The sequence below is a fragment of the Phenylobacterium sp. genome (assembly GCF_030654915.1).
Classification (GTDB): Bacteria; Pseudomonadota; Alphaproteobacteria; order Caulobacterales; family Caulobacteraceae; genus Phenylobacterium.
In genome coordinates this window covers 1-24,872 of sequence record NZ_JAURWM010000034.1, presented here as the reverse complement: position 1 = coordinate 24,872, position 24,872 = coordinate 1, and the positions used below count along the sequence as shown (strand labels likewise).

Below are 24,872 nucleotides of genomic sequence, written 5' to 3'. Positions count from 1 at the left end.
GGCTTGATCGTTCTTAGTGAAATTCATGAATGCGCTTCAGAAATCGCGCTTTCAGCAGTGATGTCTTCTCAAATATCCGTTTCGTTGACCTGGTGGTTTTGCCGAGAGGTCCCCACCCGATCCCATTCCGAACTCGGTCGTTAAGCCTCTCTGGGCCGATGGTACTTTGTCTTAAGGCACGGGAGAGTAGGTCGCCGCCAGGTCTACCAAACGGATGAAATCAAAACCCTTCAATCACGATCACTAACCTACAGCTTTGCCGCGGGGTGGAGCAGCCCGGTAGCTCGTCAGGCTCATAACCTGAAGGTCACAGGTTCAAATCCTGTCCCCGCACCCAAGCATCCCATAAAGCCCCCAGCCTCACAGCTGGGGGCTTTAGGCGTTTCAGGGCCCAGGCGCTGCCCGTATCCAAGCCCGAACGGCGCTAACCACCCGGGAAACACCGCTCGCGCGAGTCCTATACAGTAATGAAGGAGTATTCACGACGATGAACGCCGGGCTCCGGGCCTCGCGGCGGCGCGGGAGACCCCCGCCCCCGAGGTGACGGCGGCCCCGAACGACGAGGCGTTGTGGACGCGGGGCTTCTCGATCATGCGCGTCCAGGCTACCCAGATGCGATGAGCTATCCATTCTCCCCCGCTGTCCGGGAGGCGTTGTCCGCGCGCTGTCTCACCTTTCCCCGCATCGCCCACGACGGCGCCGACCTCAAACGCGCCGCAGTGGCCATCACTCTGGTGGAGGCCGACGACGGCTCGGGTCAGACCGCCTTCTTGCTCACGCGCCGGGCCGCTCAGATGCGCGCCCATGCCGGCCAGTGGGCGCTGCCCGGCGGGCGATGCGACCCCGGCGAAACCCTAGAGGAAGCCGCCCTGCGCGAACTCCACGAGGAACTGGGCCTGGAGGTTCCGCCTCAAGATGTGCTCGGCGTGCTGGATGACTATCCAACCCGCTCCGGCTACGCGGTCAGCCCGGTTGTCACCTGGCTGGACGACGCCAGCGAGATGCGGCTCAATCCGCACGAGGTCGCCTCGGCGCACCGGTTCCGTCTGGACCAGATCCTGGAGGACGACGCGGTCGATTTCGAGATGATCCCGGAAAGCGCGCTTCGGGTGGTCCGCTTGCGTGTGGGCGGGCATTACATCCACGCCCCGACCGCGGCCCTGATCTATCAGTTTCGAGAACTGGTCGCCGGCCGCGTCACGCGCGTGGTCGATCTTGAGCAGCCAGTGTTCGCCTGGCGCTAGTCGGTGGCTAGCAGGGCGGAGAACTCCGCCTCCGGCAACATGGAGCCGCCCGTCGTCCAGACCACATGCACCGGCCTGGCGTCGTCCGTGATCAGGCCAGCGGTTCGCGCCTGATCGATGAACGGCGCGAGCGCGGCGAAGCCTGAGGCGCCTGACGGCTCTAGCCGCAGGCCAGCCTCGGCCCAGGCTCGCCTGACCCATCGCACCATGGCCTGGTCGGTGACCGCGACGACGGCGTCGATGTTGCGGCCGATGGCCTGGAGCACGAACGGGGAGGCCGAGGGCACCGCCAGGCCGTCGGCTATGGTGTCGTTGCGTAGGCCGAAGTCATAGACGCTGACCGGCGCGCCGCCGCCGACCGCCAAGGCGGCGAAGACGCAGGCCGAGGCGACCGGTTCGACGAAGACCGCCAGGACGTGCTCGCCGTAGATCTGTTTCAAACCCGCCGTGATCCCGCCCGGCGCGCCGCCGACCCCGCAGGGCAGGTAGACGATCAGCGGGCTGCCGGCCCCGATCTCCAGGCCGCGCGCGGAAACTTGGCTGGCCAGCTCGGCTGCTGCCGCGGCGTAGCCGACGAACAGCCGGCGGGAGTCCTCGTCATCGATGAAATAGGCGCCCTTCGCCTCCGCAGCCAGACGCGCGCGGGCCACCGCGCCGGTGTAGTCGCTGGCGTGCTCGACCACGGTGGCGCCGATGGCTTTCAGGCGGTCCTTCTTCCAGGTCTTGGCGTCATGAGACATGTGGATCTGCGCCTGCAGTCCGAACGCCCGCGCCACTCGGCCGATGGCGAAGCCGAGATTGCCGGTGCTGGCGACGACGACGCGGCTGGCGCCAAGGACAGCGAGGCTGGCCGGGGACAGCAGGGCCTCGAGGGGTTGGCCGGGCGCAAGCAACCCGCGCCGGAGGGCCAGGTCCTCCACGTAGCAGAGCAGTTCATAGACGCCGCCGCGCGCCTTGACCGATCCGGCCATCGGCAAGGCGTGGTCACATTTCACCAGCAGATTGGGCGTAGCTGGATAGTCGATGAGCTCAGAGCGGATCTGGCCTTCCCAGCCATCGGTAGGGAACAGGGCGTGGAGCACGGGCTCGAACCTCACGAACCTGGCTCGAGCCTCGGTGACCTCCTCGAGGCTGATCGGCGCCTCGTCGGCGACTACGCCACGACCAGGCTGGCGCAGCCAGACGCTGGTCTCGCCGCGGGCCAGTGGCTCCATTGCTGCGAGGCCGCTCGAGGTCTGATCGTCGCTCATCACAGACCATCAACGCAGCGGTCGGCCGGAGGCAAGCCGTCGCGCTCATTTTGTAGCGGGAATGGCGACCGTTGGAGCCGGGCGGGGCTAAGCTCGGCATTGCGGCGCGATTCAATGACCGGCGAAGGCCGCCTGCCAGGCGGCGAGGGGAACCACCATGACTGGCTTGACCGAGTTGATCGCGGAGGCGCGGCGCCGCGACGTCCAAGATGCCCTGAGCGCGACGTTCGGCGGCGGGGCGATCGATGACTTCCGACCCATCTCCGGCGGGGTTTCCGGCGCTCAACTCCTGCGTTTCGAGGCTAAGGCGCGCGCCTATGTCTTGCGGGTCGAACCCGAGCGTGTCGCGCTGCACGATCGGCAGCGGGGCTTTGTCTGCATGGCCCAGGCCGCGGCCGTGGGCGCGGCGCCGCCGCTGCACTATGCCGACGCCGGCGCCGGCGTGGCGATCATGGACTTCGTCGCCGGCCGCCCGCTCGCCGAACATCCGGGCGGATCGATGGGGCTTGTGCGAGAACTTGCCGGGCTGGTCACGCAAGTGCAGACCGCGACCCAATTCCCGATCATCGGCGACTATCCGGCGATGATTGAGGCCATGCTGGCGTCCCTGAGCGGGTCGGGCCTGTTTCCGCCCGGCGCGCTTGAGCCGCACGCCCAGGGCCTCGCGCGCATCCGGGCCGTGTTGCCCTGGGATTCGGCGGCGCTGGTCTCCAGTCACAACGATCCAAACCCGCGCAACATTCTGTTTGATGGGAGCCGCCTGTGGCTGATCGACTGGGAGCTGGCGTTCCGCAATGATCGGCTGGTGGACCTTGCGATCCTGACCACGGACCTGGCCGAGGCCCCGGGACTGGAGGAGGCTCTGCTGGAAGCCGCACTCGGCCGGGCGCCGGATCGGTATCTACGTGCTCGACTTGCGGTGATGCGCTTGCTCGTTCGGCTGTTCTACGGCTGCGTCGTGCTCGAAGGCTTCGCAGGTGCAACCGTCGATCCGGGTCTGGAGGCGTTCTCCCCCGCCGACTTCCGTGCCGCGGTGGCGGACGGCCGCTTGCGGTCCGGCTCTCCCGAGACCGCCTACGCCTTCGGCAAGATGTCGCTGGCCGCCTTCATCCACGGGCTCGCCGCGCCAGGGTTTGAAGAGGTTTTGAGTGTGGTGAGGCAGGGCTGATCGCGGTGTTCGCAGATATGCGTCGGCGTGTGCCGATTTGGTCACGCGGCGTCATCTCCATGCGCGGCTTGGAACCTACAGGGCGAACAGGGTGATGGTGTTGATCGAGAAGCCTGGATGCCCAGCGCTCGCTCTACAGCGCTCAGCAGTCCCTGGTGTCCACCCAACTGGCGGCCGCCGTCAATCGCGTGGCGCTCTATCGCGCCCTCGGCGGCGACGACAGCCTCGGCTCCTGAGGCTTAGCCGGACAGTCCCGGCCCGCGGCGCCAGGCCACCACCAGCCAACCAATGCCTTGCGAGATCAGGTCGATCGCCAGCAGCGTTCCGATCACCTGGATGCCCGAGATCGGCCAGCCGCTGAGGATGATCAGGCCAGCGACGATCCCGAACGCGCCGGAGAGCATGATCAGCAACCGTCCGAGCGAGGTGCTCAACTTAAAGCCGACCGGCAGCCGGACCAGGCCGGACAGCACAAGGGCGAAGCCGAGGGCGTAGGTCAGGAAGACGCCCCGGAACGACGGCTGGGTGATCAGGACGAGGCCGAACACGACATAGAGGAAGCCGAGCAGGATCCGCGGCGTCGCGCTGGCCCAGCCTTTTGTCCAAAAGGCGTGGATCAGTTCGAAGGCGCCGGCGACGACCGCCGCCCCGCCGATGACCCAGGCGCTGACGGTCTTGACCAGCATGATGTCGGTCAGGACGAGAATTCCGCTCAAGAGCAGGACAACCCCAAGCAGCGAGCGAACCCACACGGGTTCGGCTGCGGAGACTTTGCTTGAGAACCTGAAGACTGCCATTGGCTTCTCCCGTACCTTGGCTTGTTTTTTTCGAGCGCTCGTCTCATAGGCGAGCACGATCAGGGCCGGTGAGCAAGGGAAGACGTGTGGCGATCACCGGAGTCGACGGCGGCTAGGCTTGAAAGCTCGGGTAAAACCCTTGGTCGGGATCAAAAGGCCCGGATTTGCATTCAGTTTCGGTGTTCCGAGCACAGCCCGGCGCGACGGATCCTTGTCCGGGCCGGAGGTTCTGGGACATGCAATGATCGAAACTCGGCTCTTGACGACCTATGATTGTGATGTAGCGATTTGCATGGTCGGAAAATTTGCGCGGCGATCAGGTCGCGACGCTGTTGGAGATTTCACATGAATCTTAAAGACCATCGCCTCTTCTTGATCCCCGCTCTGGTCTCCGGACTCCTTGTCGCGGGCTGTACCGCGACGCCGACAGCTAATTCCTATGGTCGCGGCGAAGCGATGCGGGCGCAGTCGGTGGACTTTGGATCGATCCTCAGCATTCGTCCGGTCAATATCCGCCCTGACAGCACCATGGTCGGCACCGGGACCGGCGCTGTGCTCGGCGGCATCGCCGGCAGCCAGCTGGGGGGCGGCACCGCGGCGAATGCGGCTGGCGCCGTGGCAGGCGCCGTCGCCGGCGGCGCGCTCGGCAGCGCGATCCAGGGCTCGCAGAACACGCCCGGTTTGGAGCTGACCGTGAAGCTGGATAACGGCAACAATATCGCTGTGGTGCAGCCAGGCGGAGTTAACGACTTCCGCGTTGGCGATCGCGTGCGGGTGACGTCGGACGGCGTCAACACGCGGGTCAGCCGCTAGTCTGCGAAGCGCTCCGCCGATGGCGGAGCGCGCCCGTTACGATCAGCAATTGAATGAGCGCCTTGGTGTAAGCCAGGGCGCTTTTTGATGGATCAGGCGGCGTCGAGGGCTCGGCTCACGTCGCGGGTAAGGTCGATCACGCTCTCGAGGCCTACGCTCATCCGCACCCAGCCTTCGGTCAGCCCGATCTCGAGCCGCTGCTCTTCGGGCATCGAGCGGTGAGTGGTGGTCGACGGATGGGTGGCCATCGACTTGGCGTCGCCGAGATTGTTCGAGATGTCGACGATGTCCAGCGCGTCGAGGAACCGCCATGCGGCTGCGCGGTCGCCGAGGTCGAAGGCCACGACGGTGCCGCCGCCGGTCATCTGGCTGGCGACGATGGCGGCCTGCGGGTGGTCGGCCCGGCCCGGATAGAGCACGGTCTTGGTCTTGGCGTGCGCGCCGATCACGTCGGCGATCTTGGCCGCGTTTTCGGTTTGCCGGGTGACCCGCAGCTCCATCGTCTCCAGGCCCTTCAGCAGGACCCAGGCGTTGAACGGCGACAGCGCCGGGCCGGTATGGCGCAGGATGTCCTTATAGGCTTCGGTCATCAGCGGCTCGGCGCCCAGAATGGCGCCGCCAAGGACGCGGCCCTGGCCGTCGATGTGTTTGGTCGCCGAATAGACGACGATGTCGGCGCCGAGCACCAAGGGCTTCTGGAAGATCGGGGTGGCGAAGACGTTGTCGACCACCAGCTTCGCGCCGGCGGCATGGGCGATCTTCGCCACCGCGGCGACATCGGTCACCTCCAGCAGCGGGTTGGCCGGGGTCTCGACCAGGAAGGCCTTGGTGGTGGGGCGCACCGCGTTCGTCCAGGCGGCGAGGTCGGTGGCGTCGACATAGGTGACCTCCACGCCGAAGCGCGGCATCCATTCCGACAGGATCCAGCGGCAGGAGCCGAACAGCGCCCGGCCCGCCACGATGTGGTCGCCGGCCCGGACCAGGCCTTGCAGGGCGACATGCACCGCTGACATCCCCGAGGCGGTGGCGCGGCAGGATTCAGCACCCTCCAACAAGGCTAGGCGATCCTCGAACATCTGCGTCGTCGGATTGCCGAAGCGTTGGTAGATGAAGCCCGGATCCTCGCCGGAGAACCGCTTATCGGCCGCGCCGGCGGTGTCATACGAAAAGCTCTGGGTGAGATAGAGCGCCTCGGAAATCTCGCCATAGGGCGAGCGGGCCAGGCCGCCGCGCACCAGCTTGGTTTCTTGCTGCCAATCGCGCGGATCTTCGGCCATGTTCTCGTCCTTCCAAAGGGGCAGGGCCTTCTAAACCCGAGGCCCGAGCTTCGCCACCGTGGAAAATCTGCCGCCGCTTGCAGCTCCCCGCCGGCTAAGCCTTGCCAGACGGCCGGCGGACGGCGAGTGTCGCGGCGATGACCGACGCTCCGTCCAGCAGTTCCCCTGGCATTCTGCCCTGCCAATCCATCGACGACCTGATCGCCACCGGCGCCATCACGTCCGCCAAGCCATTCGACCTAGATCAGGTCCAGCCGGCGAGCCTGGACCTGCGGCTCGGCGCGCGCGCCTGGCGGGTGCGCGCGTCCTTTCTGCCGGGGCTCGGCCGCACGGTGCGCCAGCGTCTCGAAGACGTGGCGATGCATGAGCTGGACCTGACCAAGGGCGCGGTCCTGGAGCGCGGCTGTGTCTATATCGCCGAGCTGCAGGAGGCCCTGGCCCTGCCCAAGGGCATCTCGGCGCGGGCCAATCCGAAGAGCTCGACCGGCCGGGTCGATGTTTTCGTGCGCCTGCTCACCAATAACTCCGTCGCCTTCGACGACGTGTCGGAGGGTTACGCCGGGCCGACCTATATCGAGATCGCGCCGCAGACCTTCTCGATCCTGGTGCGGACCAACACCCGCCTGAACCAGCTTCGCCTGAAGCGCGGCGATCCGCCGAAGCTGTCGATCCGCAGCGTCGGGGTCGATCTCTCCGACGGCATCGCCGGCTTCCGAGCGCGGCGCCATGCCGGGGTTGTCGATATGGACTATGTCGACGGTCACGATCCCAAGGACTTCTGGGAGCCGCTGATCCCGCGCCGCGGCGAACTGCTGCTCGATCCGGGCGAGTTCTACATCCTGGCCTCCAAGGAGGCGGTTGAGATCCCGGTGATGGAAGCGGCCGAAATGACCCCGATCGACCCTTCGGTCGGCGAATTCCGCGTCCACTACGCCGGCTTCTTCGATCCGGGCTTCGGCACCGAAGAGGCGGGCGGTGTCGGGTCGCGCGGCGTTCTTGAGGTCCGCAGCCACGAGACCCCGTTTCTGCTGGAGGACGGCCAGACCGTCGCGCGCCTGGTCTACGAACCGCTCACCGCCAAGCCGTCGCGGCTCTATGGCGACCAGGGTTCCCACTATCAGCGCCAGGGCCTGAAGCTCTCCAAGCACTTTCGCATCTGGAACTGAGGCCGGGCCTCCGGGAGAAGTCGGCATGCCGCGCAATGACCGGTGGACCGTGGGCGTCGGGCTTGGGGCGGCGGCGATCGTGCTTGGCCTGTTCTTCGTCGGCGGCGCGCTGATCTGGCGGGTGACGGCGGCCGAACTCGTCGTCCTGCCGACCTTGCCCGTATTGAAGGCCGCGATCGCGATGGCCGACTTGGGTTGGCGGTTCTGGGGACACTGATCGCCTGATATGCTGGGGCTCCTTCGAGGAGGGTCCCATGCTCAAGCTGGACCACGTCGTGTTCTCGGTGCGTGACGCCGATGCAAGCTTGGCCTTCTACCGCGATGTCGTCGGCCTCCCGCTGATCGAGGCGCACGAGGGCGAGGACTGGGGCGATTATCCCTGGCTGATGATGATCTTCGCCCTGGCAGGTGGCGGGGAGATCGTCCTGGTGGAGTTGCGAGGCGCGCCGGCTCCCGACTATGGGGACCTGCCCAAGGATGCCCGGCACTACGCGATGGCGACCGACGCCGTCGCCGACCTCGCCGAGTGGCGGACTAAGCTGCGGAGCGTCGGCGTTCGGTTTTGGGAAGAGGATCATGGGGCGCAGCAGTCGATCTATTTCGAGGATCCGGACGGCGTCGTCTTGGAGATCACCGCCCCGCCGAGCTGCCCGCGACTTGACGCCTGCGATCGCGCGGCGGGCGTTGTTCGCCGCTGGTTGAGCGGGCGTTCGACGCAGTAACGCGGCGACCTTTTCTTGACCGCCGCGCCCGCTCGCGCCAAAGGCGGGGCCATGAACATTCTTCTCGTCGGCTCGGGCGGGCGCGAGCATGCGCTGGCCTGGAAGATCGCGGCCTCGCCGCTGGTGAAACGCCTGGTGATGGCGCCGGGCAATCCTGGCATGGCCGCACTGGGCGAGCTTCGCGCGCTGAAGGTCACGGATGTCCCGGCCTTGGTGGCGCTGGCCCAGGAGATCGCGGCCGATCTGGTGGTGATCGGGCCTGAGGTCTCGGTCGAGGCCGGCCTCGCCGATGCGCTGAACGCCGCTGCCATTCCCTGCTTCGGACCGGTGGCCGCCGCCGGCAAGCTGGAGTCCTCGAAAGCCTTTACCAAGGCCTTCACTGACCGCCACGGCCTGCCGACCTCGGCCTACAAGGTCTGCGAGACCGCCGACGACGCCAAGGCGGCGCTGGCCGCCTTCCAACCGCCCTATGTGATCAAGGCCGACGGCCTGGCCGCCGGCATGGGCGTGGTCATCGCCCAGGACCGCGCGGAGGCGGTAGCGGCCATCGACGACGCGGTCGGCGGCCGGTACGGCGCGGCCGGCGCCCGCGTGGTGATCGAGGAGTTCTTGGAGGGCGAGATCGGCTCGCTGTTCGCGCTCTGCGACGGCAAGGACTCCCTGGTCTTCGGTTCGGCTCAGGACCACAAGCGCGCCTATGACGGCGAAGTCGGCCCCAACACCGGCGGCATGGGCACCTATTCGCCGGCTCCGGTCTTTACGCCTGAGTTGATCGAGCAGACGCGCTTGCGGCTGGCCGAGCCCGCCTTCGCAGGCATCGCCTCCGAGGGCTCGCCCTACAAGGGCGTGCTGTTCGTCGAGCTGATGGCCACCAAGGACGGTCCCAAGCTGGTTGAGTTCAATGTCCGCTTCGGCGATCCCGAGTGCCAGGTGCTGATGCTGCGGCTTGAGAGTGATCTCGTGCCTTACCTGCTGGCCTGCGCGCACGGCACGCTGGGGCGGATGGCCGCCCCGGTCTGGCGCGACGAGGCGGCGATCTGCGTGGTGCTGGCGGCCGACGGCTATCCGGAGAGCCCGGTGGGCGGTTCGATCATCCGTGGGGCGGACCAGGACTTCGGCGAGGGCGTCGTGGTCTTCCACGCCGGCACGTCGCAGGACGCCGACGGAACCTTGAGGGCGGCAGGTGGCCGCGTCCTCAATGTCTGCGCCCGTGGCGCGACCCTGCAGGATGCGCGCGACAAGGCCTATGCGGCGGTGGCGAAAATCGACTGGCCGGGCGGCTTCCATCGTACTGACATCGGTTGGCGAGCCCTGAGCGCACGCTAGTTTCCCTGCTGGAGCCAGCTTTCGGGCGCGGAACATTTTCGAAGATTCGGTTTGGACTACACCTGACGCCTTGCTCCTAGGGCGGGCGCGTCGGTATGGTGGTTCAAACAAGCGTACGAGAATGAAGGGGAGCGCCATGGTCGACACCGCGGAGCAACAGCGCGAGCAGCTGAACAGCGGCACCAAGGAAGTCGCCGAGAGCCATCGGTTCGACGAGGCCAAGCTGGCGGCCTGGATGCAGGCCAATGTCGAAGGCTATGTCGGGCCTCTCGAAGTGCGCCAGTTCAAGGGCGGCCAGTCCAACCCGACCTACCAGCTGGTCACGCCGACCAAGAAGTACGTCATGCGGCGCAAACCGCCGGGCAAGCTGCTGCCCTCGGCCCACGCGGTCGATCGCGAGTACAAGGTGATCACGGCGCTCTACCCCACAGGCTTCCCGGTGGCGCGCTCCTATGGCCTGTGCACCGACGACAGCGTCATCGGCACGATGTTCTACGTCATGGACATGGTCGAGGGCCGCATCCTCTGGGACCAGCAGCTGCCGCAGTACGAGCCGGCTGAACGCCACGCCATCTTCATGGCCAAGCTGAAGACCCTGGCCGACCTGCACAACACCGACCACGAGGCCATCGGCCTGGGCGACTACGGCAAGCCGGGCAACTATATGGGCCGGCAAGTCGATCGCTGGACCAAGCAGTACAAGGCCTCCGAAACCGAGCATCTCGAGGAGATGGAGCGCCTGATCGAATGGCTCCCCAGGAGCCTGCCGGCCCAGGAACGCACCTCCGTCGTGCATGGCGACTATCGCCTCGACAACATGGTCCTGCATCCGACCGAGCCGCGCGTCATCGCCGTGCTCGACTGGGAGCTGTCGACCCTGGGCGAGCCGCTGGCGGACTTCACCTATCTGCTGATGAACTGGGTCAATGGCGGGGTGTCGCAGATTCCCGACCTGAAGGCGCACGGCATCCCGAGCATCGACGAGTATGTCGCCGAATATTGCCGCCTGACCGGGCGGACCGGCCTGCACGACCTCGACTGGTTCTTCTCCTACAACATGTTCCGCCTGGCCGGGATCTGTCAGGGGATCGTCGGACGGGTGCGCGACGGCACCGCCAACAGCCCGCAGGCGGCCGCCATGGCCGAGCGAGTGCCGCTGCTGGCGAAATCGGCCTGGCTCTACGCTCAGAAGGCCGGGGCCTAGAAACCGGCTCGGCGGCGTGCGATGACGGCCAATAGGGCCCCTCACACGCCGCCAACGTCCGAGCACGCAATTTCATGACCGACCCAACCGGCGCACCTGAGAGCGTGCGCGCGCCGACGGACGTGGCCGTGGCCAAGCGGCCTTTCTGGCTTCGCAGGCCCTGGCAGATCGCCGGCGGCGCGGTGCTCATCGTCGCGGCGCTGCTCGTCTTCATGGTCTGGTCGCTGCCGCTGGGGCGAGCGCTCGAACCCCTGCCCAATCCGACGCTGATCCTGGTCACCGCCGACGGCAAACCCTTCGCTCGGCGTGGTTCCTACAAGGAACAGCCGGTCGATGTGAGCAAGCTTCCGGAACATGTGCCGGGCGCGTTCGTCGCGATCGAGGACCGGCGCTTCTACAGCCACATCGGCATCGACTTCCGCGCTATCGCGCGCGCCTTGCAGCGCAATGTCGGGGAGGGCGAGGTTCAGCAGGGTGGTTCGACCATCACCCAGCAGTTGGCCAAGAACGCCTTCCTGAGCAGCGAGCGCAGCCTGCGCCGCAAAGCCCAGGAAGCCCTGATCGCCCTCTATCTGGAAGCTCGGCTTTCCAAGGACGAAATCCTCTCGCGCTATCTGTCGACCGTATATTTCGGCGATGGGGTGTTTGGCCTGCGCGCCGCCGCCAAGCACTATTTCGACAAGACGCCCGAGACCTTGAGTATCGGCGAGTCGGCCATGCTGGCCGGCATGGTCAAGGCGCCGTCCCGGCTGGCTCCCACCGAGGACCTGCCCGCCGCCCGCGAGCGTGCGGAGGTCGTGCTGGGAACCATGGTCGAGGTTGGGCTAATCACGCCGCGGCAGGCCCGCGCGGCTCGCAACGTCCGGGTTCGTCAAGGCCGGGAGAAGCTGCCGGTCGGCACCTACTTCGCCGACTGGGTGTCGCCTCAGGCCCGCCAGGCCTTTGAGAGCGCCTATGGTGAAGTTCTGGTGCCGACGACGTTGGACTCGGTGCTGCAGGCCGAGGCCGAGCGCATCATCAACCAGGCCCTGAAGCGCCACGGCGGCTATCTGCACGCCACCCAGGCCGCGCTGGTCGCCATGCGCCCGGACGGCAAGGTGCTCGTGATGGTCGGCGGCCAGGACTACAAGATCAGTCAGTTCAACCGGGTGTCGGACGCTCAGCGCCAGCCGGGCTCGGCCTTCAAGCTGTTCGTCTACCAGGCGGCGCTGCGTAACGGCATGACCCCCGACAGCCTGGTGCTCGACACCCCGCTGACCATCGCCGACTGGTCACCGAAGAACCACGAGGGCCACTACGCCAATCGCGAGATTCGTCTGCGCAACGCCTTCGCCGGCTCCTCCAATGTGGCGGCCGCGCGCCTGGCGCAGCAGGTTGGCCGCGCGGCGGTGGTCAAGGCCGCCGAGGACATGGGCGTCGAGGCGAACTTTCCCAACGACCTGACCTTGGCGCTCGGCACCACGCCGATGACACTGCTCGACCTCACAGCCGGTTATGCAGGCGTCGCCGCCGGCCAGTTCCCGGTGACGCCCTATGGTGTGCCGCAGGTGCGTGTCGCCCCGACTCGCCAACTGCCGCGCGCCGAGCGCGATGGTCTGCTCGACCTCCTGCGGGCGGCGGTGACCTTCGGCACCGGCAACGTCGCCAATGTCTCGCAGTATGCATACGGCAAGACCGGCACGACCCAGGACTATCGCGACGCGCTGTTCGTCGGGTTTGTCGGTGACATGGTCATCGGGGTCTGGGTCGGCAATGACGACAACAGTCCGATGAACGGCGTCGCTGGGGCCGGGCTTCCCGCCGAGATATGGCGCGACTTCGCCCGCGTCGCCATGAACCGTGGAGCCGTGCGGGTGAACGGGCGCCAGATCGGCCTCGCCCCGGTCGCGCCGCGTCCGGCCCCGGTGGAGGAAGTCGATCCGCTGGCGGTCCCGCCGGTGGACGGCGCGGGTGCGCCGGTCGATGGCCAAACGCCGTCGGTAGCCCCGGCCGCTCCGGTTGAGCCCACGCCGCCAGCGGCCCCGCCCGCGGTGGTGCAGCCGCCGTTCTAGCTGAACGGCGCTAGCAGCCGCTCCAGCACGGCCTCGTCCTCGAAGACCGCACGCACCGGCCAGGCGTGGACGCGCTTGCGCCAGGCGGGCGGCAGTCGCACCCAGTCCTTCTCGGTGGTGACCAGGCCAGCGCCGAACTGCTCGGCGCGCTCGGCCAGCATCTTCAGCGTCGCTTCGTCATAGGCGAAGTGGTCGGGGAAATTGGCGAAGTCGGCCAGCTCGCAGCCGGCGGCCTTCAGGGCGCGCTCGACCTTCCAGGGCATGCCGATGCCGGCGAAGCCCACCTGCGGTCCGGGCGGCGGCGGGGCGGCGGGATCAAGCCGGGCGATCAGGATCGGCTTCTTCAGCAGCGCCCTGATCAGGGCGGGATCGGGCTCGGCCAGATCGGCGGGCAGCATCAGGATCACCGCGTCTGCGCGCGACAGGCCCACGTCCAGCGGTTCGCGCAACGGCCCGGCTGGAAACACCGACCCGTCGCCCAGCGGCCAGGCGTTGTCGCGCGTCTCGCCGTCGACAACCACGAAGGTCAGGGCCTTCTTCAGGCCGGGGTTCTGGTGCCCGTCATCCATGACGATGACCTGCGCGCCGGCCCTGGCGGCGGCCTGGGCCCCGGCCACGCGGTCGCGGGCGATCCAGATCGGCGCCTCGCCGGCCAGCATCAGCGGCTCGTCTCCGACCTCGCGGACGCTGTGAATACGCGGATCGACCCGCAGCGGGCCCTGTTCGGAGCCGCCATAGCCGCGTGACAGGCCGTGCGCGTTCGGCAGGCGGCGCAGCAGTTCGCGGACCACCGGGGTCTTGCCCGTTCCGCCCATCGTGAGGTTGCCGACGCAGATCACCGGGACGCCTGGATCGACCGGGACCGTGCTGGCGATCCTGCGCGCGGTGACCGCCGCCCAGATCCATGAAACCGGTTTCAGCAGGATGCGGGTGACGGGCGCCGGCGCGCCTTCGCGCACATACCACCAGCGGGGTGTGGAGAGCTTCATGCGGGCAACAAGGGCTTCAGCAAGGTCAGGGCCTCGTCCAGCGCCGCGCCTTGGCGCTGTGCATAGGTCAGGGCGGCCTCACCGATCCGGCGGGCGATCAGCGGCTGGGTGAGCAGGCCGCGCAGGTCCCGGGTCAAGGTCGCGGCGTCCGGCGTCTCGATGGCGGCGACCTCAATGAACATCTGGGCATAGATCGCAGCGGCGTTGAAAATGTGCGGGCCGGTTACGATCGGGACGCCCAGCCGCGCCGGTTCCAGCGGGTTGTGTCCGCCGATCTCGGGCACGAAGCTGCCGCCCATCACCGCGACATCGGCGGCGCGGAAGAACAGGCCCATCTCGCCCAGGGTGTCGGCGACATAGGCCTGGGTCTCCGTGGTCAGGGGCTCGCCGGTCCGGCGTCGCGCGGTGCTGAAACCCTGGACCGCCAGCAACTTGGCGAGCGCCTCGCCGCGTTCAGGGTGACGCGGGGCGACGATCAGCAAGGCGTCCACGCCGGTGGCGCGGAAGGCGCCGGCGATGACCTCTTCCTCGCCAGGATGGGTGCTGGCGGCCAGCACCACCTTGCGCCCACCGATCACGGTCTTCAGTCGGGTGAGTTCCGCCGGGTCGAAGGGCAGGGGCTCGCCGACCATCTTCAAGTTCAGCAGCGGGCCAGTTTGGGCGCCGAGGCTCTCCAGGCGCGCCTGAGTCTGCGCCTCCTGCGGCAGGACCAGATCGAAGGCCGATAGCAAGGCTCGCGCCGCGCTGGGCGCGCGCGCCCAACCATCGGCGCTGGCCTGGGTCATCCGGGCCGAGACCAGGGCCAGCTTCACCCCCCGCGCCTTGGCCCCCAGGATCAGGTTTGGCCAAAGTTCGCTCTCGACCAATAGGCCGGCGTCCGGACGCCAGTGATCGAGAAAGCGCCGCACGGCGGCTGGCCCGTCGACCGGCGCATATTGGTGGATTGCGCCGGGCGGCAGGCGCGTGGCCAGAAGCTCGGCCGAGGTGCGGGTGCCGGAGGTGACCAGCAGCGTGCGGCCAGGAACGTTCAGGGCCTGCGCCAGGGGCAGGAGCGACAGGCTCTCGCCGACGCTGACCCCATGCAGCCAGACCAGCGGACCCGGCGGCCGCGCCACGCTGGCGTAGCCCAGGCGCTCCGTCACTCGCGCCGGGTCTTCCTTGCCGCGGGCCGCGCGGCGTCGAAGCAGGCCCGGCGCCAGGGGTTCGATAAGGCTGGTCGCGGCGGCGTAGAGCGCGAGAGAGGGGGGGCGCAAGATGCGGCTCAGATCGCGTGAGTGTGGGTGAGGCGGCAATGCTCTGACTCGCCAACCTCGACCTGAAGCGTGGCGTGGCCGATCGAGAATTTCGCGGCCAACCCCTCGCTGGTGGCGTGCAGGAAGGCGTCGCCGTCGTCGTTCAGTGGGCGGGTGACGTGGGCGGTCAGCGCGGTCTCGGTGGTGCTCATGGCCCAGATGTGCAGGTCGTGGACCTCGGTCACGCCAGGCCGCGCCAGCAGCCAGGCGCGCACGGCCTCGACGTCCATGCCCTTGGGCGCGGCGTCCAGCGCCAGATCGACGGAGTCGCGCAGCAGGCTCCAGGTCCCGATGACGATGACCGCGGCGATCAACAGGCTCAGCGCCGGGTCGATCCAATAGAGGCTGGTCAGGGCGATCACGCCGGCCCCGATCACCACGGCGAGCGAGACTGCGGCGTCGGCGGCCATGTGCAGGAAGGCGCCGCGAATGTTCAGGTCCTCATGGCCCTTCATGAACATCAGGGCGGTGGCGGTGTTGATGACCACCCCGATGGCGGCGACGATCATCACCGGCAGGGTGGCGATGGGCGCGGGCTCGGTGAAGCGGTGGATCGCCTCGGAGGCGATCACTCCGACCGCGACCAGCAGCAGCACGGCGTTGGCCAGGGAGGCGAGGATGGTGGCCTTGCGCAGGCCATAGGTGCGACGCGAGGTCGGGGCCGACTTCGCCAGGATCGTCGCGCCCCAGGCCAGCAGCAGGGCGAGCACGTCCGACAGATTGTGACCGGCGTCGGCCAGCAACGCCAGCGAGCCTGACCATAGCCCGACGGCGGTCTCGGCCAGCACGAAGGCGAAGTTCAGGCCTACGCCGATGGCGAAGGCGCGGCCAAAATCCTTGGGGGCGTGGCTGTGGCCGCCCGGCCCATGCGCGTGGCCGTGCGAGCCGCCATGCGCGTGCGCGCCATGATCGTGATCGTGATCATGGTCGTGTCCGTGATGGTGATGCCCGTCGTGACCCATGCTCCTATGTGTCACTGCCCGGCGGCGGGATCAACGTGGCCGACCAAGGCCTCGGCCCGACGATTGGCGGCCGAGAGCCGCGCCGACAGGTCCTCGATGAGCACGGCGATAGCCTCGTCGTCGGCGTCGCCCGGCACGTAGTAGGGGCCGTCCCACACCGTTGCGCCGCGTCCGAACGGCCAAGCGATGTTCACCCTGTCCCAGGTGTCGAGCACGATGACTGGCGAGACCGCCACGCCCATCAGATAGATCGGCGCGCCGGTCCGTCGAGCGATCTGCAGGGCTCCGGGCGCGATCACCTCGTTGGGGCCGCGAGGGCCGTCCGGCGTGATGAAGAGCACGCCGCCATCCTTGACCCAGGCGATGGCCTCGCGGATCGCGGCGACGGCGGCGCGCGCCTTTGCGGAATCGCCCTTCTTGGCCGAGGAGGTGCGGATCGCCGGGAACTTCGCCCGCGCCAGGGCCTGGGCGACGAACTCGCCGTCCGAGGACGGCGAAACCATGCAGCGCAGTTTCGAGCGGCGCCACCAGATCTCCGCCAAGCCCAGGCTCAGCGGGATGCGACCGTGCCAGAAGAGCCCGATGGCGGGGAGCTCGTGGGCCAGCACCGGCTCGACGCAGGCGACATTCTCATGACGCCAGCGGCGGGTGCGCCGGGTGATCGCCAGCTGCGCCCATAGCACCCAACCGAGGAACGCCTGGACCCCGGGGTTTCTCAGCAGCTTCTTCAAGCGGCGGGCTCCGCCTCCAGGTCCTGGCTCTTGGCCAGGCGGGCGTAGAGGCCCGCATCCTGGACAAGGGACTCGTGGTCGCCGGTCTCAACGACCTTGCCCTTCTCGATCACATAGATGCGGTCGGCGCCGCGAACCGTGGAAAGCCGGTGGGCGATCAGGATGGTGGTGCGGCCCGCCATCAGTCGCGACAGGGCGACCTGGACCTGGGCCTCGCTCTCGGTGTCGAGCGCGCTGGTGGCCTCGTCGAGCAGCAGGATCGGGGCGTCCTTCAGGAAGGCGCGGGCGATGGCGATGCGTTGGCGTTGGCCGCCCGAGAGCCGCGCTCCGGCCTCGCCGACCAGGGTGGCGTAGCCATCTGGCAAGGCTTCGATGAAGTCATGGGCGGCGGCGGCCTTGGCCGCTTCGATGATCTCGGCTTCGGAGGCGTCGGGCCGGCCATAGGCGATGTTGGCGCGGATGGTGTCGTCGAACAGGAACGGCTCCTGGGTCACCAGGGCGATCTGGTGGCGCAGCGAGGCCAGGGTCACGTCGCGCACGTCGATCCCGTCGATGGTCACGGCGCCGGCGGTGGCGTCGTAGAAGCGCGGGATAAGGTTCAGGATGGTGCTCTTGCCGCCGCCCGAAGGGCCGACCAGGGCGACGGTCTCGCCCCGGCGCACTTCGAAGGTGACGCCTTGCAGGGCGGGCGGGCCGTCCGCGCCGTAGCTGAAGCCGACATCCTCGAAGCGGATGGTCGCCGCGCCCAGAGGCAGTTCCTTGGCGCCGGGATGCTCGCGGATCTCCGGCTCGACGTCCAGGTCGGCGAACAGCCGGCGGGCGGCCGAGAAGCCCTCGGCCATCACGGTTTGCAGGTTGGCGAGTTGGCGCAGCGATTGGGAGGCGAGGCCGAGGGCCGCGATGAAGGAGACGAACGCCCCGACGTTCATGCCGCCCGACTGCGAGCGCCAGCCGGCGTAGGCGATGACGCCGGCGGTGATCAGGGTCATCAGGGTCTCGGTGGCCGGCGCGGCGCGCGCCCGGGCGTTGGCGCCCTTCACCAGGTGCTTCTGGCGGCGCTTCACCACCTCGGCGACGCGGTCTTCCTCATAGGCTTCGCGGTTCTCGATCTTCACCACCCGGACGCCGTCGAGGCTCTCCATGATCGCGGTGGAGAGCGCCGAGGTTTCGGCCATGGCGCCCTTGGTGGCCTTCACCGTGCGCTTGGAGAACCGGCGCATCACCCAGGTCGACAGCGGTGCGGCGATCACCAGGACCAGGGACAGCATGGCGTCGTTCCCGACCATTACGACAATCGCGCCGATCACGGTCAGCAGGTGCTGGGTGTAGTTGATGACGCCGGAGGTCGCCGCCTCGCGGATCAGGCCCGCGTCGTAGAGCACCGAGGACACGAAGGAGCCGGAGTGGGTGGCGCGCAGCCGCGCCATGTCAGCGCGGACCAGCTTGCCGAACAGTTGCACCTGAACCTGGCCGACCACCTCGTTGCCGATGCGGTTGACCTGGGTCGCCTGGATCACCTGGGCCAGGCCGCGCGCCAGGGCGAGAGCTGCGATGGTCAACGGCACGGCCAGCAGCGTTCCGGGCTTGTGGTTGACCAACAGGTCGTTGATCGCCGGCTCCAGGATCTGGATCAGGCTGGCGCTGAGATAGGCGACGCAGACGGCGGCGATCATCGCCACGGTCCAGCCCTTCCAGCGCGGCGCCATATAGACGCGCGCGATCCGGCCGATCACGGCGCGGGTGGAGAGTTCGGCGGCGGGTTCGCTCATCTGTCCTGGCGTCGGCTGTCAGGGCGGCGAAGTCAAGACGAGGTCTTGGTCCCTGGCTGTGGTCGATATGGCGAGCCGGTCTCGAAAGGCGTAGGCAGGGCAACAACCTGTGAGGATATTTCGTCGCCGCCGCGATGTAGGGTCGCAGCTTGGGTGTGACAGGAGACGGCGAATGACGGATGCGATGCGGATGCTTGGCGCGGCGATCGTGTTGGCCCTGACGCCGCTGGCGAGCCAGGCGGCTACGCCGGTCGAGCCAACCCTGTCAGCGGCTCAAAACAAAGTGGTTTCGATGTCGATCGCCAAGCTCAAGCTGCCGGAGGAGCGCCAACTGGCTTCGGGCTGGAGCAACGCCAAGAAGGTCGCCGAAGTCATCTGTCGTCCGGCGGCGTTGCCGGTGTTGAAGGCGAAGGCGCCAGGCGCCGACCGGGTGTTCCTGGGGACCGACGATCCGGCGACCCTGACCTTGGTCAGCAACCAGATCCTGATCGGGAGCGGCCAGGTGCGGGACGGCTCGGGTTGGACGGAATTCAGCTTCACGTGCCAGCTCGATCCGAAGACTGGAAAGGCCAGCGCCTTCAAGGCGTCCATGACGCCAGCGGCTTGATCGACGCGCCGTGCTTTCGCCGGGCGCCTGAAACGCATATCTAGGGCGCTTCATACAGGAAGCCGCCTTGGCCGATTTCGATCTATCCACGCCCAAGGGGCGCACCTCGACCTATCTGGATTATCTCTGGAAGGATCACGCCTATCTGCGCCTGGGCTTCTCCAACGCCCATTGGATCAGCGACGAATTGGTGCGCACCAATCAGCCTTGGCCCCACCAACTGGCCGAGTGGAAGAAGCGCGGGATCAAGACGGTGATCAATCTGCGCGGCGGGTTTGACGCCAGCTTCCACGCGCTGGAGAAGGACGCCTGCGAGCGCCTGGGCCTGAAGATGGTCGACTTCACCATCACCTCGCGCGAGGTGCCGAGCCGGGCGCGGGTTCACGGGGCCAAGGAACTGTTCGAGACCATCGAATATCCGGCTCTGATGCACTGCAAGTCCGGCGCGGACCGGGCGGGCATCATGAGCGTGTTCTACATGCACTTCCGCAAGGGGCTGCCGATCCGGGAGGCCCTGGAGCAGCTTCACATCCGCTACCTGCATGTGAAGCAGGGCAAGACCGGGGTGTTGGACTACACCTTCGAACGCTACCTCGCCGAGGGCGAACCCAAGGGGCAGAGCTTCCTGGAATGGGTGGACAGCGACGCCTATGACGAGGCCGCCATCAAGGCCGACTTCCGCGCCCAGATGTGGGGCCGGTTGCTGACCGAGGGCATTCTGAAGCGGGAATAGGCGCCCCTCACCCGGCCTCTCCCCGGCGGGGAGAGGAGAAGAAAAATCCCTCTCCCTCGGGAGAGGTTAGGTGAGGGGGCGGCGCGTAGCGGCGCATGGTTGCCGCGCCGCTCGCCGACTTAGTCCTGCTGCGGATCCTTGCCCGGATCGAGCAGCTTGTGGGCGTGGATGATGAAGTAGCGCATCAGCGCGTTGTCGACCGTGGCCTGGGCCTTTTGTCGCCAGGCGGCGAGGGCCTCGCCGTGGCTGGCATAGGCGCCGACCAAGTCGATCTTGGAAAGATCTCGGAACTGGTTGTGCTCCAGATCCTCAAGTTCGCCGCCGATCACGAGATGCAGAAGCTGTTTCTCGGGCATGGTATTCCCCAAATTGCTCAGTTCATTAGGGCAATATGCCGGACCCGCTCCAGGATCAATGGGGCGAGACGCGGCGCCGCACATACTAGGCTCGGTTGCGCAGGTTTGAGGCCATTATACGAGAACGGACGACCCAGATGGTCGCCGACGAAGGCACCGGCCTCTCTCGCGATCAGATCGGCGGCGGCCAGGTCCCAGTCGAACTTCGGAACCAGGGCCAGGGTGGCGTCGAAGGCGCCCGAGGCGATCACGCACAGCCGGTAGGCGGTGGAGTTACGGGCCTCGATACGCATTTCGGGCCAGGGCGTCGGCCAGGCGGGATGGCTGAACATCCGGCTGTCGCCGACCATGCCGCAGCCCTCGACCATATCGCGCTGCGAGGCGCGAATGGTCGCTCCGTTCAGCCAGGCGCCGCCGCTGGCGGTCGCTGTGTAGGTCTCATCCAGGTCGGGCGCGAAGACCACGCCGGCCACCGGCTGGTCATCCTCGACCACGGCGATAGAGACCGCCCACCAGGGCCGGTCCTTGATAAAGGCGCGGGTACCGTCGACGGGGTCGACCACGAACAGCCGCCGGTGGTTGCGTCGTGACGGGTTGTCGGCGGTTTCCTCCGACAGCCAGCCGTAGTCCGGCCGCGCGGTGGTCAGGCGCTGCTTGATCAGCGCGTCGGTCGCCAGGTCGGCGTTGGTGACCGGCGAGTCGCCTTCCTTGTACTGAACGTCAAGGCCGGCGCTGCGCAGCCGTTGCGCCAGCGCTCCGGCCTCGCGGGCCGCGTCGATGATCAGTTGAAGGTCGGCGGCCCAGTCCTGCATCAGCGCCCGGCGATCGCCAGGCCGTCCACGAGCAGCGAGGGCGAGTTCGCCGAGCCGCGGAACTCCAGGTCCGAGCCTGGGATCAGTCGGCCGTAGATATCGATCAGATTGCCGGCGACGGTGATCTCGGCGACTGGATAGGCCATCTCGCCGTTCTCGAACCAGAAGCCCGCGCAGCCCACCGACCAGTCGCCGGTGTTGCCGTTCAACGAGGGGCCGAACATCGAGGTGATCAACAGGCCCTGGCCGGCGTCGGCCATCAATTCGGCCTGGGTGCGGGTTCCGGCCGCAAGGGTCAGGTTGGTGGTCGAGACACCGGGCGCCCCGGCCAGCCCGCGCGAGGCGTGGCCCGTAGTTTCAAGGCCCAGCTGCTTGGCCGAGGATGCGTTCATGATCCAGGTGGTCAGCACCCCGTCCTCGATCAGCGACCAGGCGCGGTTGGCAACGCCCTCGTCGTCGAAGGGAGATGAGCCGAGTCCCCGGACCTTGTGCGGATCGTCGGTGATGTTGATTCCCTTGGCGAAGATCTGCTGGTGCAGCTTGTCCTTCAGGAATGAGGTGCCGCGCGCGATGGACGGGCCGGCGATGGCCCCGATCAGCGGACTGATCAACGACATGGCCGAGCGGTTCTCGAAGATCACCGCAGCGGTGGTGGAGTCGATCTTGCGCGCGCCGAGCCGGGCGGCGGCGCGGCGGCCAGCCTCCTGGCCAATGGCGTGAGCGTCCGGCAGGTCCGCGCGGTGGCGGGTGGAGCGGCCGTCATAGCCACTCTCCATCGCCTCGCCGTCGCCGGCGACCACCGAGGCGCCGACCGAGAAGCCCGACGCGCGATAGACGCCCGAGAAACCATCCGAGGTGACCAGTCGCCAATGGGTGGAGGAGTTCGAGGCCGAGCCGCCCTCGGAATTGGTGATGCGCGGCATGGCGCGGGCGGCGTCCTCGGCGACGCGGGCGAGCTCTTCTAGCGCCTCGGGCGATGGCTCGCTCGGATCGTAGAGGTCGAGGTCGGCGAACGGACCCGGGGCCAGCCGGTCCTTGGGGGCGAGGCCGCCATAGGGATCCTCGGGCGCCAGCCTGGCCATCGCGACGGCTCGCTCGACCAGTTTGGCGCGAGCCTGCGGCGAAATATCGGAGCCGGAAACCGTCGCCTGGCGCTGGCCGACGAACACCCGGATGCCGAGGTCGCGGCTCTCCTCGCGCTCGACTTCTTCCAGTTCGCCGAGGCGGACATTGATCCCGAGTGCGCGCCGCTCGGCGCCCACGGCTTCAGCGGCGTCGGCCCCGGCTTTCAGCGCGGCGGCGACGACATCGGCTAAGAGGCTCTCTTCCATGCTGGCCATATGGCGGGATGCGTGGCTCGCGGCAAGCGCGTTCCCTATCTCCAAAACGCCCCCTTCGGGGGCTAGGCGATGGCGTAGAACAGCAGCGCGACGCTGGCGAACACATAGGCGAGCCAGGTCAGCGTGATGCCGATGGCGCGGGCGAAGGAGGTCCCGCCGCTGCGCGACAGGCCAAATCCGTGCAGCAGGCGGCCCGCGAACAAGAAGAAGCCGGTCAGGTGGATGGCCAGCGGCGGCGCCTCGACCAGCGCCAGCACCGCGATCCCGACCATGGCGGCCGGCACATATTCGGTGGCGTTGCCAAAGGCGCGGATCGCCTGGGCCAGTTCCGGCACCCCGCCGTCGCCGAGCGCCACCTTGTGACGCTGGCGCTGACGCACGACCAGCAGCGACAGCACCAGCAACAGAATCAGATGCAGACCGACCCACAACGCCGCAGCGTGGCCGGATGTGACGGCGCCCATGTCAGATTGTCCTTCTATCGCCCCCGCGACGCCCCGCAGTTGGGCTTGGATTTACGCAAAGGGCAAGGGGGCGCGGCCTGGGCGGCGAACGAGTGGCCCCGTCGACTGCGCCGAGAGCCCGCTGTGAGTGGGAAGCGGGCGGCTGACGACCGCTCCACGAGAATGAGCCGCTACCCTCCCGGGTGCAGCCCCGGCGCTTCCTGGCCCGTGCGGGCGACGTATTCCGCATAGCCGCCGCCGTACTGATGGACTCCCTCGGGCGTCAATTCCAGCACGCGGTTCGACAGGGCCGCCAGGAAGTGGCGGTCGTGCGAGACGAAGAGCATGGTGCCCTCAAAGTCCGCCAGCGCCGCGACCAGCATCTCCTTGGTAGCCATGTCGAGGTGGTTGGTCGGCTCGTCGAGCACAAGCAGGTTCGGCGGATCGAACAACATCTTGGCCATGACCAGGCGCGCTTTCTCGCCGCCGGACAATACGCGGCAGGGCTTTTCGACATCGTCGCCGGAGAAGCCGAAGCACCCCGCCAGGGTGCGCAGCGCGCCCTGGCCCGCCTGCGGGAAAGAGCTGTCCAGAGACTCGAAGATCGTCTCCTCGCCGTCCAGCAGGTCCATGGAGTGCTGCGCGAAATAGCCCATCCTGACGCTCGCGCCGATGCTGACCGCGCCCTGGTCGGGCGCGGTGGCGCCGGCCACCAGTTTCAACAGCGTCGACTTGCCGGCGCCGTTGGCGCCAAGGACGCACCAGCGTTCCTTGCGCCGCACCAGGAAATCGAGGCCTTCATAGATCGGCTGGGCGCCGTAGCCCTTATGGACATTGCGCAGGCTGATCACGTCGTCACCCGACCGAGGCGGGCTCCTGAAGTCGAACTGGACCGACTGGCGACGGCGCGGCGCCTCGACGCGTTCGATCTTGTCGAGCTTCTTCACCCGGCTCTGGACCTGGGCGGCGTGCGAGGCGCGGGCTTTGAACTTCTCGATGAACTTAATTTCCTTGGCCAGCATGGCCTGCTGGCGCTCGTATTGCGCCTGGCGTTGCTGCTCGCCGAGCGCGCGCTGCTGCTCGTAGAAGTCGAGATCGCCCGAATAGGTGACGAGGTCGCCGCCGTCGATCTCCACCACCTTGCCGATGATGCGGTTCATGAAGGCGCGGTCGTGCGAGGTCATCAACAGGGCGCCGTCATAGGTCTTGAGGAAGGCCTCAAGCCAGATCAGGCTCTCCAGGTCGAGGTGGTTGCTGGGTTCGTCCAGGAGCATGCCGTCGGGCCGCATCAGCAGGATGCGGGCCAGCGCCACGCGCATCTTCCAGCCGCCCGACAACAGGCCGACGTCGCCGTCCATGCGCGCCTGGCTGAAACTCAGGCCCGCCAGCACCTCGCGCGCCCGGGCGTCCAGCGCATAGCCGTCCAGCTCCTGGAAGCGCTCCAGCACCTCGCCATAACGCTCCATGACAGCGTCCAGCAGGTCGGCCTGGTCGGGATCGACCATGGCCGCCTCGAGCTTGGCCATTTCGGCGGCCAGGGCGCTGACGGGACCGACACCGTCCATCACCGCGGCGACCGCGCTCTGGCCGGCCATTTCGCCGACGTCCTGGCTGAAATAGCCGATCGTCATTCCGGGATCGATCACGACCAATCCGTCGTCGGGTTCCTCCTGACCGGTGATCATCCGGAACAGGGTCGTCTTGCCGGCGCCGTTCGGACCCACCAGCCCGACCTTTTCGCCCTTCTGGACCCCCATTGAGGCTTCGATGAACAGGAGCTGGTGGCCGTTCTGCTTGGAGATATTGTCGAGGCGGATCAT

The 24,872-nt window shown here is 67.6% G+C and carries 24 protein-coding genes, 1 tRNA gene and 1 rRNA gene; 13 read left to right on the top strand and 13 right to left on the bottom strand.

Annotation, left to right across the window (positions count from 1 at the left end; genetic code table 11):
- Positions 1 to 88: 88 nt before the first annotated feature.
- From rrf to Q7T84_RS01390, 3 genes are all read left to right on the top strand, one after another.
- Positions 89 to 203: ribosomal RNA gene (rrf, locus tag Q7T84_RS01400) — 5S ribosomal RNA — on the top strand.
- A 57-nt stretch (positions 204 to 260) separates the two neighbouring features.
- Positions 261 to 337 (top strand) — tRNA-Met (locus tag Q7T84_RS01395).
- A 316-nt stretch (positions 338 to 653) separates the two neighbouring features.
- Complete coding sequence (locus Q7T84_RS01390) at positions 654 to 1,244, top strand: CoA pyrophosphatase (RefSeq protein ID WP_304805780.1); 591 nt, start codon at positions 654 to 656, stop codon at positions 1,242 to 1,244.
- On the opposite strand, the gene Q7T84_RS01385 is transcribed toward Q7T84_RS01390, so the two are convergent.
- Positions 1,241 to 2,494 carry a D-serine ammonia-lyase gene (locus tag Q7T84_RS01385; RefSeq protein WP_304805779.1) on the bottom strand — a complete coding sequence of 418 codons (1,254 nt, stop codon included), beginning with the start codon at positions 2,492 to 2,494 and terminating at the stop codon, positions 1,241 to 1,243. The genes Q7T84_RS01390 and Q7T84_RS01385 overlap by 4 nt on opposite strands.
- 157 nt (positions 2,495 to 2,651) lie before the next feature.
- Here Q7T84_RS01385 and Q7T84_RS01380 point away from each other — a divergent pair, with 157 nt between their 5' ends.
- Positions 2,652 to 3,662, top strand: coding sequence for a phosphotransferase (locus tag Q7T84_RS01380; RefSeq protein WP_304805778.1), 1,011 nt, complete (start codon positions 2,652 to 2,654; stop codon positions 3,660 to 3,662).
- A gap of 239 nt (positions 3,663 to 3,901) precedes the next feature.
- Here the strand turns inward: Q7T84_RS01380 and Q7T84_RS01370 are convergent, their stop codons facing one another.
- Complete coding sequence (locus Q7T84_RS01370) at positions 3,902 to 4,459, bottom strand: HdeD family acid-resistance protein (RefSeq protein ID WP_304805777.1); 558 nt, start codon at positions 4,457 to 4,459, stop codon at positions 3,902 to 3,904.
- Positions 4,460 to 4,804: 345 nt separating this feature from the next.
- Between Q7T84_RS01370 and Q7T84_RS01365 the strand changes: the two genes are divergently transcribed.
- Positions 4,805 to 5,272 (top strand): glycine zipper 2TM domain-containing protein, encoded by a 468-nt coding sequence (locus tag Q7T84_RS01365; protein WP_304805776.1) that lies wholly within the window; start codon positions 4,805 to 4,807, stop codon positions 5,270 to 5,272.
- Positions 5,273 to 5,364: 92 nt separating this feature from the next.
- Here Q7T84_RS01365 and metZ read toward each other — a convergent pair whose 3' ends face one another.
- A complete protein-coding gene (gene metZ, locus Q7T84_RS01360) occupies positions 5,365 to 6,549 on the bottom strand; it encodes an O-succinylhomoserine sulfhydrylase (RefSeq protein ID WP_304805775.1) in 1,185 nt (394 codons plus the stop codon).
- Positions 6,550 to 6,686: 137 nt separating this feature from the next.
- Here metZ and Q7T84_RS01355 point away from each other — a divergent pair, with 137 nt between their 5' ends.
- The 6 genes from Q7T84_RS01355 (at position 6,687) to Q7T84_RS01330 (ending at position 13,018) form a co-directional block, all read left to right on the top strand.
- A complete protein-coding gene (locus Q7T84_RS01355) occupies positions 6,687 to 7,715 on the top strand; it encodes a 2'-deoxycytidine 5'-triphosphate deaminase (protein WP_304805774.1) in 1,029 nt (342 codons plus the stop codon).
- 25 nt (positions 7,716 to 7,740) lie between these two features.
- On the top strand, positions 7,741 to 7,932 hold the full coding sequence (locus Q7T84_RS01350) for a hypothetical protein (RefSeq protein WP_304805773.1): 192 nt from the start codon (positions 7,741 to 7,743) through the stop codon (positions 7,930 to 7,932).
- 37 nt (positions 7,933 to 7,969) lie between these two features.
- On the top strand, positions 7,970 to 8,437 hold the full coding sequence (locus Q7T84_RS01345) for a VOC family protein (RefSeq protein WP_304805772.1): 468 nt from the start codon (positions 7,970 to 7,972) through the stop codon (positions 8,435 to 8,437).
- Positions 8,438 to 8,488: 51 nt separating this feature from the next.
- On the top strand, positions 8,489 to 9,763 hold the full coding sequence (purD, locus tag Q7T84_RS01340) for a phosphoribosylamine--glycine ligase (protein ID WP_304805771.1): 1,275 nt from the start codon (positions 8,489 to 8,491) through the stop codon (positions 9,761 to 9,763).
- Positions 9,764 to 9,899: 136 nt separating this feature from the next.
- Entirely contained in the window at positions 9,900 to 10,967 is a 1,068-nt protein-coding gene (locus tag Q7T84_RS01335) for a phosphotransferase (protein ID WP_304805770.1), read from the top strand.
- A gap of 74 nt (positions 10,968 to 11,041) precedes the next feature.
- Complete coding sequence (locus tag Q7T84_RS01330) at positions 11,042 to 13,018, top strand: transglycosylase domain-containing protein (protein ID WP_304805769.1); 1,977 nt, start codon at positions 11,042 to 11,044, stop codon at positions 13,016 to 13,018.
- On the opposite strand, the gene lpxK is transcribed toward Q7T84_RS01330, so the two are convergent.
- From lpxK to Q7T84_RS01305, 5 genes are read right to left on the bottom strand one after another with little or no spacing between them, the layout of a single operon-like run.
- The gene (gene lpxK / locus Q7T84_RS01325) at positions 13,015 to 14,007 is read right to left on the bottom strand and encodes a tetraacyldisaccharide 4'-kinase (RefSeq protein ID WP_304805768.1); all 993 of its coding nucleotides are present in this window, start codon (positions 14,005 to 14,007) and stop codon (positions 13,015 to 13,017) included. The genes Q7T84_RS01330 and lpxK overlap by 4 nt on opposite strands.
- Positions 14,004 to 15,260 (bottom strand): 3-deoxy-D-manno-octulosonic acid transferase, encoded by a 1,257-nt coding sequence (locus tag Q7T84_RS01320; RefSeq protein WP_304805767.1) that lies wholly within the window; start codon positions 15,258 to 15,260, stop codon positions 14,004 to 14,006. The genes lpxK and Q7T84_RS01320 overlap by 4 nt, the downstream gene beginning before the upstream one ends.
- An 8-nt stretch (positions 15,261 to 15,268) precedes the next feature.
- On the bottom strand, positions 15,269 to 16,261 hold the full coding sequence (locus tag Q7T84_RS01315; RefSeq protein WP_304805766.1) for a cation diffusion facilitator family transporter: 993 nt from the start codon (positions 16,259 to 16,261) through the stop codon (positions 15,269 to 15,271).
- A gap of 11 nt (positions 16,262 to 16,272) precedes the next feature.
- Entirely contained in the window at positions 16,273 to 16,992 is a 720-nt protein-coding gene (locus Q7T84_RS01310; RefSeq protein WP_304805765.1) for a lysophospholipid acyltransferase family protein, read from the bottom strand.
- Positions 16,989 to 18,761 (bottom strand): ABC transporter ATP-binding protein, encoded by a 1,773-nt coding sequence (locus tag Q7T84_RS01305; RefSeq protein WP_304805763.1) that lies wholly within the window; start codon positions 18,759 to 18,761, stop codon positions 16,989 to 16,991. The genes Q7T84_RS01310 and Q7T84_RS01305 overlap by 4 nt, the downstream gene beginning before the upstream one ends.
- A 172-nt stretch (positions 18,762 to 18,933) precedes the next feature.
- Between Q7T84_RS01305 and Q7T84_RS01300 the strand changes: the two genes are divergently transcribed.
- Entirely contained in the window at positions 18,934 to 19,368 is a 435-nt protein-coding gene (locus Q7T84_RS01300) for a hypothetical protein (RefSeq protein WP_304805762.1), read from the top strand.
- A 67-nt stretch (positions 19,369 to 19,435) separates the two neighbouring features.
- A complete protein-coding gene (locus Q7T84_RS01295; protein WP_304805761.1) occupies positions 19,436 to 20,101 on the top strand; it encodes a beta-lactamase hydrolase domain-containing protein in 666 nt (221 codons plus the stop codon).
- Between the two features lie 119 nt (positions 20,102 to 20,220).
- On the opposite strand, the gene Q7T84_RS01290 is transcribed toward Q7T84_RS01295, so the two are convergent.
- The 5 genes from Q7T84_RS01290 to Q7T84_RS01270 form a co-directional block, all read right to left on the bottom strand.
- A complete protein-coding gene (locus Q7T84_RS01290) occupies positions 20,221 to 20,457 on the bottom strand; it encodes a DUF4170 domain-containing protein (RefSeq protein WP_304805760.1) in 237 nt (78 codons plus the stop codon).
- A 17-nt stretch (positions 20,458 to 20,474) separates the two neighbouring features.
- Positions 20,475 to 21,269 carry a 3'(2'),5'-bisphosphate nucleotidase CysQ gene (locus Q7T84_RS01285; protein WP_304805758.1) on the bottom strand — a complete coding sequence of 265 codons (795 nt, stop codon included), beginning with the start codon at positions 21,267 to 21,269 and terminating at the stop codon, positions 20,475 to 20,477.
- Positions 21,269 to 22,600 (bottom strand): TldD/PmbA family protein, encoded by a 1,332-nt coding sequence (locus tag Q7T84_RS01280; protein WP_304805757.1) that lies wholly within the window; start codon positions 22,598 to 22,600, stop codon positions 21,269 to 21,271. The genes Q7T84_RS01285 and Q7T84_RS01280 overlap by 1 nt, the downstream gene beginning before the upstream one ends.
- 71 nt (positions 22,601 to 22,671) lie before the next feature.
- On the bottom strand, positions 22,672 to 23,073 hold the full coding sequence (locus Q7T84_RS01275) for an MAPEG family protein (protein WP_304805756.1): 402 nt from the start codon (positions 23,071 to 23,073) through the stop codon (positions 22,672 to 22,674).
- 170 nt (positions 23,074 to 23,243) lie between these two features.
- Positions 23,244 to 24,872, bottom strand: coding sequence for an ABC-F family ATP-binding cassette domain-containing protein (locus Q7T84_RS01270; protein WP_304805755.1), 1,629 nt, complete (start codon positions 24,870 to 24,872; stop codon positions 23,244 to 23,246).

Excerpts from the sequence above, each read along its gene's own strand:
- Q7T84_RS01335 (WP_304805770.1), top strand. The coding sequence starts at position 9,900 with ATGGTCGACACCGCGGAGCAACAGCGCGAGCAGCTGAACAGCGGCACC.
- metZ (WP_304805775.1), bottom strand. The coding sequence starts at position 6,549 with ATGGCCGAAGATCCGCGCGATTGGCAGCAAGAAACCAAGCTGGTGCGC.
- Q7T84_RS01270 (WP_304805755.1), bottom strand. The coding sequence starts at position 24,872 with ATGATCCGCCTCGACAATATCTCCAAGCAGAACGGCCACCAGCTCCTG.
- Q7T84_RS01285 (WP_304805758.1), bottom strand. The coding sequence starts at position 21,269 with ATGCAGGACTGGGCCGCCGACCTTCAACTGATCATCGACGCGGCCCGC.
- Q7T84_RS01290 (WP_304805760.1), bottom strand. The coding sequence starts at position 20,457 with ATGCCCGAGAAACAGCTTCTGCATCTCGTGATCGGCGGCGAACTTGAG.
- Q7T84_RS01315 (WP_304805766.1), bottom strand. The coding sequence starts at position 16,261 with ATGGGTCACGACGGGCATCACCATCACGGACACGACCATGATCACGAT.
- Q7T84_RS01380 (WP_304805778.1), top strand. The coding sequence starts at position 2,652 with ATGACTGGCTTGACCGAGTTGATCGCGGAGGCGCGGCGCCGCGACGTC.
- Q7T84_RS01305 (WP_304805763.1), bottom strand. The coding sequence starts at position 18,761 with ATGAGCGAACCCGCCGCCGAACTCTCCACCCGCGCCGTGATCGGCCGG.
- Q7T84_RS01300 (WP_304805762.1), top strand. The coding sequence starts at position 18,934 with ATGACGGATGCGATGCGGATGCTTGGCGCGGCGATCGTGTTGGCCCTG.
- lpxK (WP_304805768.1), bottom strand. The coding sequence starts at position 14,007 with ATGAAGCTCTCCACACCCCGCTGGTGGTATGTGCGCGAAGGCGCGCCG.
- Q7T84_RS01350 (WP_304805773.1), top strand. The coding sequence starts at position 7,741 with ATGCCGCGCAATGACCGGTGGACCGTGGGCGTCGGGCTTGGGGCGGCG.
- Q7T84_RS01330 (WP_304805769.1), top strand. The coding sequence starts at position 11,042 with ATGACCGACCCAACCGGCGCACCTGAGAGCGTGCGCGCGCCGACGGAC.
- Q7T84_RS01275 (WP_304805756.1), bottom strand. The coding sequence starts at position 23,073 with ATGGGCGCCGTCACATCCGGCCACGCTGCGGCGTTGTGGGTCGGTCTG.
- Q7T84_RS01345 (WP_304805772.1), top strand. The coding sequence starts at position 7,970 with ATGCTCAAGCTGGACCACGTCGTGTTCTCGGTGCGTGACGCCGATGCA.
- Q7T84_RS01355 (WP_304805774.1), top strand. The coding sequence starts at position 6,687 with ATGACCGACGCTCCGTCCAGCAGTTCCCCTGGCATTCTGCCCTGCCAA.
- purD (WP_304805771.1), top strand. The coding sequence starts at position 8,489 with ATGAACATTCTTCTCGTCGGCTCGGGCGGGCGCGAGCATGCGCTGGCC.
- Q7T84_RS01365 (WP_304805776.1), top strand. The coding sequence starts at position 4,805 with ATGAATCTTAAAGACCATCGCCTCTTCTTGATCCCCGCTCTGGTCTCC.
- Q7T84_RS01385 (WP_304805779.1), bottom strand. The coding sequence starts at position 2,494 with ATGAGCGACGATCAGACCTCGAGCGGCCTCGCAGCAATGGAGCCACTG.
- Q7T84_RS01370 (WP_304805777.1), bottom strand. The coding sequence starts at position 4,459 with ATGGCAGTCTTCAGGTTCTCAAGCAAAGTCTCCGCAGCCGAACCCGTG.
- Q7T84_RS01280 (WP_304805757.1), bottom strand. The coding sequence starts at position 22,600 with ATGGAAGAGAGCCTCTTAGCCGATGTCGTCGCCGCCGCGCTGAAAGCC.